Source organism: Bacillus cereus group sp. MG9, assembly GCF_040459995.1.
In the GTDB taxonomy this organism is placed as follows: domain Bacteria; phylum Bacillota; class Bacilli; order Bacillales; family Bacillaceae_G; genus Bacillus_A; species Bacillus_A mycoides.
The window spans coordinates 2,159,377-2,172,668 of sequence record NZ_JARVHC010000001.1 but is presented as its reverse complement, the minus strand read 5'-3'; the positions used below and the strand labels follow the sequence as shown (position 1 = coordinate 2,172,668).

The window sequence follows — 13,292 nt, the reverse complement described above, 5'->3', positions numbered from 1 at the left end:
CGTTTACTAAATAAAAATACGTTCCATGTACAAAATGTACCATGGAACGTATTTTTATTGTTGTTCATATTTGATTCGATTATTGTCATTTTTTGATATGATATTTTTCCTATACTGTAATGGTGTATATCCGTATTTTTCTTTAAACTGTGAAATAAATGATTTTACATTTGGAAATCCGTGTTTCACTGCTATATCTTGTATAGAATTTGTACTATTAATAATATCTTCATACGCTTTATAGAGCCTGTATCTCGTTAAAAAAGTGGTGAAATTTGATCCGAACGATTTTTTGAACATACGGGAAAAATGCTCTTCACTTACAAAAAAATGTTTAGCTACATCTTTCAGTTTAAGTTCTTCATCATAATGTTTATAAATATACGTAATCATTTCTTTCTGTTTATTTCCAAGTTGATAATTATTGTCTATACTCTCTCCTTCTTTGCAATATCGCAATAGAATATAAACAATTTCATAAATTAAACTATTAATTTTTATGTAACTTAAATCATCAGAATTTGTGACTAACTCCTTTAATTCATAAAATATTTGCTGGAGGTTAGTTTTCTGAACAACTGATTCTTTTATATTAAATCTATATTTATCAAAATCTCCATTTACCTCTTTAAGAAATTCATAAGAAATAATTAACATCATTACTGCACAACTTGTATTTTTAACTTTTTCGAATTCATGAACATCGCCACTATTCACAAAAATAAATTCGCCAGCGGATACTTTCTTTTTTTGCCCATTCACATACAAGAAAACCTCTCCATATACGACTAGGCTAATTTCAATACTTCTATGCCAGTGAGGAGGAATATAATAGTGAAAACCAGTAGGTAACATCGTATCATCTATATATTCAACCATCCCTGGAATTCTATCGCGTACTTTTATTTCTTCATATTTACCTTGCCTGATTTTCAATAGTCCACCCCCTTTTTATATTATAAAGTGAAACTTTAATCAGTGGGGATTTTGTTCATCCCCACTGATTATTAGCCTTCACCAATCGAGCGTTTACGGGCAGCAGGGCTTCCACCTAACTTCTTTGCTCAAGCCGAATTTTGAGGTGGGAGTTTTACTGCCCGGCAAATAGCGGGATAAAGTAGACGTCAAGGTTTTCATTCCTTCATAAAAAAACTACATACATAGTATGTAAAGAGACCGTCTCATGAGTTATTTACAAATAGCAGGTGTGAGATTTCCCACCTGCTATCCTTATTTTTTATTCATCATTTCACTATCAAACCAGATTGGCTTTGATAATTCAAAGTTTTTATGATCCTCTAAAACTATAGTAAGACGTTCTAACGTATCATCTAACATATGCGGTGCTGCTCGTAAACTCCAGACAACTGAAGAAAAAACCGTCATGCCAACGTAAACCGCATATAATTTCCAAAACTCCTCTGGTATTCTCCCATTAAAGTATCCTTCTATTTGTCCGATTGAATACGGGATACTAATGTCTCTTGCAAATAATGCTATTTTTACGAAATCATGAAGTGGGTCGCCCCAGTCGTAGCCATTAAAATCAACAACACCTACATATTTCGCATCACGTACAATTATATTTTCTAAATGAAAATCATCGTGTTGAAATCGATTTGGGCGGTTCTTTAAATATTTTTCATTTTCATCTATAAACTTTATGATTTTATCATCATTTTTAATTTGTATTCCGCATGTTTTATATGCCTCTACATATTTTCGATGTTTTTTCATTGCTCTTTCATACCATGGGAGTATATCCTTAGGAGCTTCATGTGTATGCATTTTTGCTAAGTCTTTTCCTGCTGCTATACCAATATCATATTGTTCTCTTGGCGTATGTGTAGGCAATAGCTTCTTAGCATCTTCTCCTTCTAAATATGAAAAAATACTATAACATAAATCTTCTTTCTCCAATATACCGAGTTCAATTGGTCTTTGAGCCTGCACGTTACGTTTTACCATTTCATTTAAAATTTGAAACTCTATTTTTTTCCTATCATACTCTTTTATATCACCTGTCCGTAATAAATATTTTTCATCATCAGTAGTCGTAATAATATATTTTTTATCAGGAGAGAACCCTTTAGAGATTTCTTCAATATTTGCAGCATCTTTTACTATTTGTATATTGTTTTTCCACGTTGTAATTATCTTCATGTCTATTCTCCTTACATTTCTGTATTCGCTGTATACGCAACCTCTACAATAAAGCCCTTCGGGTCATAAAAGTCTATTGTATAGTAACATCCGAATAATGATTCATTTCAATTGGACCACGTATAACCTTCACCTTATTGCCAGTAAGAAACTTTGCTACCTAAAATTCAATATGATGAATACCTGCTCAAAGTTTATTTATATTAAGAATGTGCCGCCTGTACTACTTGCACAATTTCCCCTGGCGTATTAACCATATAATCTGGCGCGTCTCCTTTTACTGTCTCAATTACGTCATACCCCCAAGAAACCCAAATGACATTCACACCAGCTTTTTTACAAGCTGCAATATCACGTTGTTCATCACCGACATACAACATATCTTGTTCTGTTAGCTTTTTCGACTTTAAAAACCTTTTAATCATTTTATCTTTACCAAACAAATTTTTAGAACAATACACTTCTTGAATATTTTCTATGCCATTACTATGTAAAAATGCCCTAATATGCTCTTCTGAGTTCGAAGATATAACCGCAATCCCGTAGCCTTTTTTATGTAATTCATCTAATACATCCTTCATCCCATGGAATAAAACGAGATCTTTTATGGCAGGTTGATATAATTTATAAAACTCTAACGCCAATATAGGAAGTTTATAAAGTGGTACATCGAGTTTTTTACATCTTTCAGAAATAGTCAATTTTCGTAAAGGCTCAATTTCTTCCTCACTAACTGTCTTATATCCATGCTTTTCAGCAAGTTGATTATAAATTGGTACAAATATATTTTGTGAATCTACTAATGTGCCATCAAAGTCAAAAACGATATATTTTTGCATCCCCATACTCCCTTTTTTCTTTTTTCCTAAACATATGTTATTCAACAACATAAATGTCGTATCCTTTCATAAAGAAAAAAAGAACAAGATTTTCTCTCGTTCTTTTTAAGACAACCATTTCGGCGGTACATTCGTATTCCAATAAATATTTCCTAACTCATGGTGTCCTGAATATCCATCATCAAAACGATGATAGTGGAAATTAAAATAATATCCATCTTGCGGTGGATGATCTCTCCTCACATGAAATCGCAGTAAGTCATTTCCTGATTTCGTGTCATAAACATGAAAAATCTTTTCATTATTTCCACCAGCCGGTCTTTGAGAAATTGCTAATGATTGCAAAGATTCTTCTGGCACATCATTTGCAAGTTCCGCAATTGCCTCTTCAATTTTAGGTAATACAACATCTTTAAATTCATCTTCAATTACAGGCCCAATTTTAGAGCCGAATTTTTGCATAGATTGCTTCTCTGCTTCTTGCATCGCATAGTTAACAAAAGTATCGGTGGTTAACCTATCATTTGTTTCTTCATATGTATAGGACGTACTCTCCAAATTTTGTTGCCCAGCTGTGCTCGTAGGCTTGTCCGCAGCTTTGGCATTATCAAGTAATATGGAAGGAGGCGTCACTAAACCAAACGTAAATACGGTAATTAATGCGACTAAGGTTTTTCTAAACCAATTTGGCATTTATGTTCCCTCCCCTTTCACTCATTATATTTTATATAACGGTTGTTTCTTCTATTATACAAAATGATTGTAATTTTTGCACTTTACAATTTTGTTAACGTTCACATATTTTTCACTTGAATATGAAATTGTAAGATTTCATACACTATAAATACAACAACAATGAGGGGGCAATCAGATGACTTTAGATGTCGTGTACTCCGCCGCAAGCATACTCCTTTTAGTATATTTTATTTACCAGTGTGTTACAGACTAGAAAAAGAGCCGCTTCCGGCTCTTTTTCTATGGTAAAAATACAATCCAACCAATGAATACTATAAAAATAACTCCAATAATTACTGCTGGTAATAAATAAAACTGAGAAAGGATGACCGTCCCGTATATGAATACGACTGGAAGGAGCAAATAACGATCCGCCTTCCACCTTAATAATAGTAATTCTCCTTCATCACAATATAAATGTAGAAACATTTTCTTCGTAAATTCATTCCAATAATCACGCGCATAGCGAGAAATAGCAACTATAGCAAATACAAGAATAATAGCTGTTATCCACTGCGGAGTCACGATAATACTTACAGTACTTATACATACAATTTGAACATAAAATATTAAAGCACTACTTGTACGCAAAAATTCTTTTAAAAAAGCTTCTACAATACGCGAATCAGAATTTTTTCCTAATATCTTTTTAGAACGAGGGAACATCCACGGTTTTTTATTCGAACTACTTGGTTTAGCTGCATGACCACCAACTTGCATAATCCCTACAGTCCAGCGCATACTTTCTTCTTTTTCTTTCTCAACTTCTTTAAAAAAGAAATTTTTATAATTCATCTTTTCTTTTACTAAGACTACAGTAAGTACAGCTACTAGGCCGGTAAATAATATGAAATACAATGGATTTTTAAAAATGAAAAATACACTGATTCCAAAATAGACTAAACTTAAAGAAAATATAACATCTTTTATAATCAATAAAACCCATCGTTTCCCCACACGTACATTTATGAATCTCGTCAACAACGATAGCATAAATCGAAAAACAGTAAAGAACATCCAGAACAGTACGATTTGTATAATTGTCGCTCCCATACTTTTCATCAATATAGGCAGCATAATGAACACTACAATTGCGTTCGTTATTGCAATCCGAATTAACGTATATATAATGCCAAGCTTCATTAATTTTCGCATATGATTTGGGTATGAAATTAAAAATAAACTATCTGCTTGTTCAAAAAATGAGCGAACTCCTCTTGAAAATGTGACAAAATAAAACGCAAGTAAACCTAACCCAAAATAAATGGTCTCTTCCATCGATAATTCTTTCATCCATAGTGAACGATAATAGATCCCCGCAAATATAAGTGCTGGAATAATAATATATAATGCTACTGTCCAATCTGTTACAGAACGAATCGCTTTCCATTTTCTTTGCAATTCATGACGTAACCTTTTATTAAACTGTTGTTTAATCATTTTGTTCCCGCCTTACAATTGCATCGAAACAATCTAACAGTGTACTTCCTGGCATTTCTGCTAACGATTGGATCGCCTCTAAATGCCCATCTGCTACTAATGTACCTTGCGAAATGAGTAAAAATCTTTCACAAATTCTTTCAGCTGTATCCAGCACGTGCGTACAAAGTAATATACCTGCTCCTCGCTCTTTTTCTTTATATAAATAATTCAAAAAGTCTTTCGTGGCTACTGGATCTAAACCGATAAAAGGCTCATCAATAATATAAAAATCTGGCTCTGTTAAAAATGCTAATATTAGCATCGATTTTTGTTTCATACCTTTTGAAAATTTTGATATGTATTCGTGTATATGTTTTTCCATTCGAAACGTATGTAATAATTCCCTTGCTTTGTCCTCCCAATGTCCCTCTTCATTTCCACGGGCAGCCATTAACAATTCAATATGCTCCCATAAAGTTAAATAATCATAATAAGTGGGATGCTCCGGTACATATGCATATGGATTTTTCTTTTCACCAAACGAGATTTCACCATCCATATTGACAAGCAAACCGAGTATCGACTTAATTGTCGTACTCTTTCCTGCGCCATTTGCACCAATAAGAGCCACTAACTCGCCTTTTTCAATTGCAAATGCAATATCATGAACTGTCTTTTCACCAATTTCATATCCGGCTGAGCGGATATTCACCTCTAACATAATACTTACCTTCTTTCCATTTACATTACAATCAAGGAAAATGATAACATATCCCTCTTAATATAGTATTATATCACTTCTGATATATTTATTTCTGTAGCAGGAAAAAGCATATTTCAAGAGAATACTTAATGTTTGTAGATTTTAATTTAAATTGAAAGGACTATAACTATGACAAACATTGAAGCAATATTCATTGATCGTGACGGAACAATTGGCGGTGATACTACAATACATTATCCAGGTTCTTTCACATTATTTCCTTTTACAAAGGAATCTTTACAAAAGTTAAAAGCCCAAAATATTAAACTATTCTCTTTTACGAATCAACCAGGTATCGCGGATGGAAAAGCAACTGCGAATGATTTTACGAAAGAATTAAAAGAGTTTGGTTTTGATGATATTTATCTATGTCCTCATAAACATGGTGATGGATGTGAATGCCGCAAACCGAGCGCAGGTATGCTCCTGCAAGCAGTGGAAAAACATGGGCTTGATTTAACAAAATGCGCTGTAATCGGTGATCGCTGGACGGATATTGTTGCTGGGGCAAAAGTAAATGCAACGACTATATTGGTTCAAACTGGCGCTGGATATGATGCTTTACATACATTCCGAGATAAATGGGCACATATTGAACCAAACTACATCGCAGAAAACTTTGAAGATGCTACAAATTGGATTTTAAATCATCAATAAAAAAATTAAATGAGACGTCTTCACATTGAAAACGTCTCATTTAACTATATATATTTCAAAAAGTTAATTCATAATGGAAATAACGATTATCTCTCAAGTATCCATTTTCAGCGTATAATCGCTGAGCTGATAAATTATCAATCTCTGTTTGTAATTTCACACCTTTTGCGCCATTTTCTAAGGCAAATTCTTTTGCAGCTTCTAACAATTTTTTACCTGTTCCGGCTCCGCGCTTCGCCTTTTGTACAAACAGATCATTTAAAATCCATAACTCTTTCATCGAAATAGAAGAAAATGATGGATATAGTTGCGTGAATCCGATATATTCTCCATCTTCAACTGCCACGAAAATAATGGATTCTTTTCTCTCGATTCGATTTCGTAAAAACACTTTTGCTCCTTCAATATCGGAATCTTGTCGATAAAATACGCGATAGTTATTAAAAACAGATGCTAGTCCATCTAAATCTGCAATTGTTGCCTCATATATTCTCATTTTGTTTTATTCCCCTTCCAATATTGTTTCATAATATCCGTTACCCATTTAGGCTGTAGAATTTCTTCTTTCGGCATAAACTCTTTCATTATCGGCTTTATATCCAATATAGGGGTGCCATCAATAGCATCTAACCCCTCAACAATAATTGATTTACCTTCTCTTTTGATCACCTTTACAATTGTAGCTCCTATGCGATTCGGACGATTTTTCCCGCGCTGTGCAAAAATGCCTACTTTAGGATAATCATTATTATTTCTAGGATGTCTAGCAAAATATTGAATTTGTTCATCAGTTACTTTATGAAAATAAAAGACAACTTCAATATGAGAAAAATCTTCAATCCCTTGTATACTTTCCTCTGTATACATATCAGTTAAAGTAATATAGGATCTTACTTCTCCCCACTCATCATCTTTTATTTCCTTTCTTTCATTATGTACAAATGCGATTGGCTGAACTGAAAACATCCGCATTCCTCCTTAAATGTAACCACTTACATTATAAAATATTTTCTGAATGTTTTCCAGACAAATGAGTTGAGTTTACATAATATAATTACAATCTATTATCTAAAGCGAAATTGACTGCTTCAATCGCATGTATATGCGTTGTATCAAATATCGGAACTGATATGTCTTCCTGCTTTATTAATAACCCTATTTCTGTACACCCTAATATTATTCCTTGCGCCCCTTTTTGCACTAACTCTTCTATAACTCTTTTATAATACTCTCTAGATTGAGATGTTATCTTTCCTAAACATAATTCTTTGTATATTACTTCATTTATTTTTTCTCTATCTTTTCCTAATGGTACTATTACTTTTATATCATTCTCTTCTATACGTGATTTATAGAAATCTTGCTCCATCGTATATTTTGTTCCAAGCAGACCAACCGATTGAATACCTTTTCTATTTATTTCTTTTGCAGTTGCATCCGCAATATGTAATACTGGAATGTTAATATTCTCCTTTATTTTCTCAACTACTTTATGCATTGTATTTGTGCAAATGATTATAAAGTCTGCTCCTCCTTTCTGCAATGAATACGCCGTATTCCCTAATACTTCTCCTGCTCCCTCCCAATCTCCGCTAGACTGGAATCGTTCAATCTCTTCAAAATTCACACTATTAATCAGACATTTTGCTGAATGTAATCCACCTAATCTACTTTTTATTTCTTCATTTAAAATTCGATAGTATTCAGAAGTTGATTCCCAACTCATACCACCTATAAGACCTATCGTTTTCATAGTAAAACACCTACCTAAACTATTTTTATAAAACCAATAACAATATTTTATTATGTATATTATACACAATAAAACAAGACTTTAAATTTATAATATAAAGTCTTGTTTTAACTATTTCCAAGGAAATTTTATTATAATATTCTGAAATTAAAGCCCTGATGTTTTTATAGCATCTTCATATTGATAATTAAAACACTCTCGATACAACTGTTTGATTTCATCATAAGAAGGAACTCGTGGATTATTTCCTGGGCTACCACTTGCAATTGCATCTTTCGCCATTTTAGAAATAGCATTTTCAAATTCAACTTCGTCAATTCCGTATTCTCTTAAATTAGGAATACGAAGATCAAAACAAAGTTTCTTAATTTCAGCAATCGTGTAGTTCGCTACTTCTTCATCAGAATGAGAATACAAATCTTTGTTTAAGCTACGTCCTACTTCTGCTAACCTTTTTATTGCACTCATTTTTGTAAACTCTAAAACTGTAGGTAATAGTATTGCATTCGATATTCCATGTGGTACATGGAATAATGCTCCCACTGGACGGGACATACCATGCACTAATGTAACAGATGCATTTGAAAAAGCAATCCCAGCTTGTAATGAAGCAATCATCATTGCTTCCCTTGCTTCCATATTATCTCCATCTTCATATGCGATACGTAAATATTTCATAATGCTTTCAATAGCTGAAAGAGCAAGAACATCTGTAAGAGGTTGTGAAACTTTAGAAATATAAGCTTCAATTGCATGGCATAATGCATCTACTCCCGTTGCTGCAGTAATATGAGGTGGTACCGAACTTGTAAAAATCGGGTCTATTATAGCAACATGAGGGATAAAGCTTGGATGTTTTATCATCATTTTCACATCTGTTTTTTTATTTGTAATTACTGCTACACTTGTTACTTCCGATCCAGTACCAGAAGTCGTAGGGATTGCGATTAGCGGTAGTGGATTGTATTCTATTTCTATATCCTTTTGGACGTAATCTTCAATTTCTCCACCATTTGTATATAACACTGCTACTGCTTTCGCAGCATCAATACAGCTTCCTCCTCCAATACCTATGATAAAATCGCATTTTCCTTCTTTACAAATAGATAACGCTTCCAATACGTGTAAATTTGTAGGCTCAGTGTTTACTTCATTGTACGTAATAACAGTAATCCCTTTCGCATTTAAGTGATCCACACATCTTTCAACATAACCGAAACTCTCCATAATTGTATCACTGACAATAAAAGCCCTTTTCCCTAACTTTCTTGATTGATCCCCTAGTTTTTCAAACGAATTTCTTCCATATAATACAGACTTCGGCATACGAAACTCAGCAACTTCTTGCAAGTACTCCACCCCTTCTATCTATAATAAATATTTGCAACTACTCAGCCATGCATTTCATTCAGAAGTTTGATAAAGTCTATTATTCCAGTTAAAATAAGCCCCCTTATTAACTATACTTTGTTTTAAAACTTTGTGCGTGGCAGGAAAGGCCCTGACCGCTCCTATAAATAGCCAGGTCCTCTCTCGACCAACTTAAAAAACTTTTCTGCCGATTTTTCATAGAGTGACTGAGTAGTTACAATAAATATTTTATTATGTAAAATATCAATCTAATAAATATTTTCTTTTCGTATATTAACTAGTATTAATAGATCCCTGTTAAAGTATAGAATGCGATGACTGCAAATACAGCAATCGTTTTCAAAATTGTAATAGCAAATATATCTTTATATGACTGTTTATGTGTTAATCCTGTTACCGTTAGAATAGTAATAATTGCACCATTATGTGGTAATGTATCCATTCCACCTGATGCCATTGATACAATGCGGTGCATAACTTCTAATGGAATATCATATTGATTGGCCGCTGCAATAAATTTATCCCCCATCGCACTTAAAACAATTCCCATTCCTCCTGATGCTGATCCAGTAATACCAGCCAAAATATTCGTTGTTACTGCCCCATTTACTAATGGATTCGTAAAAGTTGCAGAGATGCTATCTCTCATAATTGCAAAACCTGGAAGTGCTGCAATAACACCACCAAATCCAAATTCAGCTCCTGTATTCATTGTTGCAAGTAGCGCTCCACCAATACTTGTATTCAATCCAGCTTGAAATCCAGTTACTACTCGTTTCCAATATAATAAAAGCGTTGATAAAATCCCTATAATAAGTGCCAATTCTACAGACCAAATCCCAACTACCGCACTTAATTCAACTTTTCCAAATGCTTGCATACCAATAGCTGAGAAATCAAATCCATTCGGATACCACTTTGGTATCATGATTGTGAAAACTTTATTCATTACACCTACTAAAATAAGTGGTACAAACGCAATTACTTGCTGTACTCTTGTAATTTCAATACTGCTTAATAGCGGCATATCTTTTTGTTCTAATTGCAAAGATGCTGCCATTTCAGACTTTCCATCGTTAAAACCAAAATACCCTTCTCCTGCTGCTTTTGCCTTCTTACGCCTACTCTCTAAATAAAATAAACCTAACGTTAAAACAAAAATCGCGCCTAAAATACCAAGTATCGGTGCTGCATAAATATCAGTTTTAAAAAAAGTTGTAGGTATTACATTTTGAATTTGTGGTGATCCAGGAAGCGCATCCATTGTAAATGTTGCTGCTCCAAGAACGATTGTGCCGGGGATTAAACGCTTCGGAATATCCGCTTGTCGAAACAACTTAGCCGCAAACGGAAATATAGCGAACACCACTACATACACACTAACACCGCTATAAGTTAAAATAGCTCCCATTAAAACAATCGCTAAAATTGTACGTTTTTCTCCAACTAACTCTACAATCGTCTTTGCGATGGAATCAGCGATTCCTGACATTTCTACTACTTTCCCAAATATTGCTCCAAGTAAAAATACAGGGAAATATAGTTTAATAAATCCTACCATTTTCTCCATAAAAATATTAGAAAAGAAAGGTAATACAAAACTAGGCTCTGTTAAAAATACCGCAAATAATGCAAAAATCGGTGCGAATAATATTACAGAAAATCCTTTATATGCTACAAACATGAGTAAGCTAAGTGCTAATAATATAATAACTAGCTCCAATTATACCCCTCCTTTAGACTGAAAATTCAATCTTTTATTGATAAACTTCTACTAATCTTTCGTTTCTGACATCCCTCCTCTAATTCATACAAATTTTTCATACTAAAATGTCTAATTATACATATTCGATTACATATGAAAAATCCCTTTAAACAAAAACGATTTCATCGTCATATGTTATAAAGGGATTTCTATGTTCTATTTCTATAATTTTATCGTACTATTCTCTATACAAAAGCTTTGTAACTCTTCGACATCTTTCACTATATGAATCGCCCTAGCATCACTTAATTCATTCTCATTACCATATCCATACAATACACCTATTGAAGCAATTCCGTTACTGCTCGCACCGATTACGTCATGCTTTCTATCACCAATCATCACCATTTCTTCTTTTTGAAGTTCTTCATTTGTTTGTAAAATATGAGCAATTATTTCTTCCTTCTTTATTCTTGTCCCATCTAAATTACTCCCAACAATCTCTTCAAAAAAAGATGTTAACTGAAAGTGCTCTATTACTTGTTTCGCAAATATAGTAGGCTTTGAAGTTGCTACAAACAAACGATTGCCAGCATCCTTTAATTCTTGCAATAGGGCTCCAATTCCATCGTATACTTTATTCTCTAATAAACCACTTTGCTTTAAATATTCCCGAAAATAAAACACTGCTCGTTCTACTTCTATTTCATTCATATTATATCTATCTACAAAAGATTGTTGGATTGGTGGACCGATAAATGAATCTAACTCACTTATATTCACTTCTTCAATCCCCATTTTTTCTAACGCGTATAGAACAGAATTTATTATCCCTTCTTTCGGATCAGTTAATGTTCCATCCAAATCAAATAGAAATGTTGTATACATATTTCATTCCCCCACTGATTTTATATGTACCCCATTAAGGCCATTATCCTACTTACACCTTTACTATACTATCACCATTTAACTTTTCGGAAAATTGTTCTTTCTAACCCTTATACTTTCAGTTACAAAATCACAAAAGATATGATAAAGTGAAAAAGTTATAATTAATTTAATAGAAACTGGTGAAACACATGTCAATTACGTTAATTTTTATAATGGCTTTCACAATTGTTATCCATGCAGTTGAAACTAGCTCTTATAGTATTCGATTAGCTGGTGTTCGTTTAAAAAAGATTGTCGTTGCCTTATCTGTCGTGGGAATGGTATTACTTATTTCAAGAACGTCAAATTTACTACAAGCCTTTTTAATTGGCGGGATTGTCGATGAAGCAAAGCGAGATGCTTCTATTAATTTAGAGCATACTATACGACTTGTACTATTATCTGCTTCCATCGGTACATTACTTGCGATTATTCTGTATCCAACTTTGACCAAACTATTTGGATATGTCATTCAAAACTTTGAAACAGATGGTTCTTTCATTCGAATGATGAAAACAAATAACATTCAAAAATTAAAGTACACAAAAAAATATGTGCGCTTTCCAAGATTTGAAATGATTCATAGATTGCGTATCGGTGGTATCCCAAAGCGTATTATGCTTATTAACATGTTTGCTACTGCAATTTATACAGCAGGTGTTCTTTCTGCCCTTTATGCTTCTTTTCTAAATCCAGATTACGCAACAAATGCAAGTACAGCTTCTGGCCTTGTGAATGGTTTTGCTACAATTTTATTAACAGTGTTACTCGATCCACGTATAGCACTTTTGACAGAACGTGCTTTACAATCAGAAAATGGCGCTGAATCTATGAGTAAAATGTATGGTTGGCTAATGATTTCTAGACTTCTCGGCACCTTATTAGCACAACTTTTATTTGTACCAGGTGCTCACTGGATTTTATGGATTATTGAGCTGATGCATTAATCTACTA

The 13,292-nt window shown here is 33.3% G+C and carries 14 protein-coding genes and 1 pseudogene; 2 read left to right on the top strand and 13 right to left on the bottom strand.

Annotated elements, in window-relative coordinates; all coding sequences use genetic code 11:
- Positions 1 to 54: 54 nt before the first annotated feature.
- The 7 genes and pseudogenes from QCI77_RS11060 to QCI77_RS11035 all read right to left on the bottom strand — a co-directional run bounded on the left by QCI77_RS11060 (position 55) and on the right by QCI77_RS11035 (position 5,880).
- Complete coding sequence (locus QCI77_RS11060) at positions 55 to 936, bottom strand: AraC family transcriptional regulator (RefSeq protein WP_078176655.1); 882 nt, start codon at positions 934 to 936, stop codon at positions 55 to 57.
- Positions 937 to 1,230: 294 nt separating this feature from the next.
- On the bottom strand, positions 1,231 to 2,163 hold the full coding sequence (locus QCI77_RS11055; RefSeq protein ID WP_113768879.1) for an aminoglycoside phosphotransferase family protein: 933 nt from the start codon (positions 2,161 to 2,163) through the stop codon (positions 1,231 to 1,233).
- Between the two features lie 11 nt (positions 2,164 to 2,174).
- A pseudogene (locus QCI77_RS30925) lies at positions 2,175 to 2,323 on the bottom strand (VOC family protein); the annotation flags it as partial.
- 43 nt (positions 2,324 to 2,366) lie between these two features.
- Positions 2,367 to 3,002 (bottom strand): HAD family hydrolase, encoded by a 636-nt coding sequence (locus tag QCI77_RS11050; RefSeq protein ID WP_353825763.1) that lies wholly within the window; start codon positions 3,000 to 3,002, stop codon positions 2,367 to 2,369.
- Between the two features lie 105 nt (positions 3,003 to 3,107).
- Positions 3,108 to 3,695, bottom strand: coding sequence for a YpjP family protein (locus tag QCI77_RS11045; protein ID WP_002031682.1), 588 nt, complete (start codon positions 3,693 to 3,695; stop codon positions 3,108 to 3,110).
- A gap of 282 nt (positions 3,696 to 3,977) precedes the next feature.
- Positions 3,978 to 5,177, bottom strand: a complete 1,200-nt coding sequence (locus QCI77_RS11040; RefSeq protein WP_098167773.1) for an ABC transporter permease — start codon at positions 5,175 to 5,177, stop codon at positions 3,978 to 3,980.
- On the bottom strand, positions 5,170 to 5,880 hold the full coding sequence (locus QCI77_RS11035) for an ABC transporter ATP-binding protein (protein WP_088032815.1): 711 nt from the start codon (positions 5,878 to 5,880) through the stop codon (positions 5,170 to 5,172). Before QCI77_RS11035 ends, QCI77_RS11040 begins: the two co-directional genes overlap by 8 nt.
- Positions 5,881 to 6,051: 171 nt before the next feature.
- On the opposite strand from QCI77_RS11035, the gene QCI77_RS11030 reads away from it, so the two are divergent.
- Positions 6,052 to 6,579: an HAD-IIIA family hydrolase gene (locus QCI77_RS11030; RefSeq protein WP_088032813.1), complete on the top strand. Its 528-nt coding sequence runs from the start codon at positions 6,052 to 6,054 to the stop codon at positions 6,577 to 6,579.
- Between the two features lie 55 nt (positions 6,580 to 6,634).
- On the opposite strand, the gene QCI77_RS11025 is transcribed toward QCI77_RS11030, so the two are convergent.
- The 6 genes from QCI77_RS11025 to QCI77_RS11000 all read right to left on the bottom strand — a co-directional run bounded on the left by QCI77_RS11025 (position 6,635) and on the right by QCI77_RS11000 (position 12,296).
- Positions 6,635 to 7,075, bottom strand: a complete 441-nt coding sequence (locus QCI77_RS11025) for a GNAT family N-acetyltransferase (protein ID WP_002085894.1) — start codon at positions 7,073 to 7,075, stop codon at positions 6,635 to 6,637.
- Positions 7,072 to 7,545 (bottom strand): SAM-dependent methyltransferase, encoded by a 474-nt coding sequence (locus tag QCI77_RS11020; protein ID WP_002085895.1) that lies wholly within the window; start codon positions 7,543 to 7,545, stop codon positions 7,072 to 7,074. Before QCI77_RS11020 ends, QCI77_RS11025 begins: the two co-directional genes overlap by 4 nt.
- A gap of 88 nt (positions 7,546 to 7,633) precedes the next feature.
- Entirely contained in the window at positions 7,634 to 8,332 is a 699-nt protein-coding gene (locus tag QCI77_RS11015) for an aspartate/glutamate racemase family protein (RefSeq protein WP_002012596.1), read from the bottom strand.
- A 147-nt stretch (positions 8,333 to 8,479) separates the two neighbouring features.
- Entirely contained in the window at positions 8,480 to 9,682 is a 1,203-nt protein-coding gene (locus QCI77_RS11010) for an iron-containing alcohol dehydrogenase (protein WP_002141613.1), read from the bottom strand.
- A 304-nt stretch (positions 9,683 to 9,986) separates the two neighbouring features.
- A complete protein-coding gene (locus QCI77_RS11005; protein ID WP_088032811.1) occupies positions 9,987 to 11,426 on the bottom strand; it encodes a GntP family permease in 1,440 nt (479 codons plus the stop codon).
- Positions 11,427 to 11,630: 204 nt separating this feature from the next.
- A complete protein-coding gene (locus QCI77_RS11000) occupies positions 11,631 to 12,296 on the bottom strand; it encodes an HAD family hydrolase (RefSeq protein WP_088032809.1) in 666 nt (221 codons plus the stop codon).
- A 191-nt stretch (positions 12,297 to 12,487) separates the two neighbouring features.
- On the opposite strand from QCI77_RS11000, the gene QCI77_RS10995 reads away from it, so the two are divergent.
- The gene (locus tag QCI77_RS10995) at positions 12,488 to 13,285 is read left to right on the top strand and encodes a lipid II flippase family protein (RefSeq protein WP_033733932.1); all 798 of its coding nucleotides are present in this window, start codon (positions 12,488 to 12,490) and stop codon (positions 13,283 to 13,285) included.
- Positions 13,286 to 13,292 lie beyond the last annotated feature (7 nt).

Bases quoted from the DNA above. Each gene is read 5' to 3' on its own strand.
- QCI77_RS11055 (WP_113768879.1), bottom strand. From the start codon at position 2,163: ATGAAGATAATTACAACGTGGAAAAACAATATACAAATAGTAAAAGAT.
- QCI77_RS11050 (WP_353825763.1), bottom strand. From the start codon at position 3,002: ATGCAAAAATATATCGTTTTTGACTTTGATGGCACATTAGTAGATTCA.
- QCI77_RS11045 (WP_002031682.1), bottom strand. From the start codon at position 3,695: ATGCCAAATTGGTTTAGAAAAACCTTAGTCGCATTAATTACCGTATTT.
- QCI77_RS11040 (WP_098167773.1), bottom strand. From the start codon at position 5,177: ATGATTAAACAACAGTTTAATAAAAGGTTACGTCATGAATTGCAAAGA.
- QCI77_RS11035 (WP_088032815.1), bottom strand. From the start codon at position 5,880: ATGTTAGAGGTGAATATCCGCTCAGCCGGATATGAAATTGGTGAAAAG.
- QCI77_RS11030 (WP_088032813.1), top strand. From the start codon at position 6,052: ATGACAAACATTGAAGCAATATTCATTGATCGTGACGGAACAATTGGC.
- QCI77_RS11025 (WP_002085894.1), bottom strand. From the start codon at position 7,075: ATGAGAATATATGAGGCAACAATTGCAGATTTAGATGGACTAGCATCT.
- QCI77_RS11020 (WP_002085895.1), bottom strand. From the start codon at position 7,545: ATGTTTTCAGTTCAGCCAATCGCATTTGTACATAATGAAAGAAAGGAA.
- QCI77_RS11015 (WP_002012596.1), bottom strand. From the start codon at position 8,332: ATGAAAACGATAGGTCTTATAGGTGGTATGAGTTGGGAATCAACTTCT.
- QCI77_RS11000 (WP_088032809.1), bottom strand. From the start codon at position 12,296: ATGTATACAACATTTCTATTTGATTTGGATGGAACATTAACTGATCCG.
- QCI77_RS10995 (WP_033733932.1), top strand. From the start codon at position 12,488: ATGTCAATTACGTTAATTTTTATAATGGCTTTCACAATTGTTATCCAT.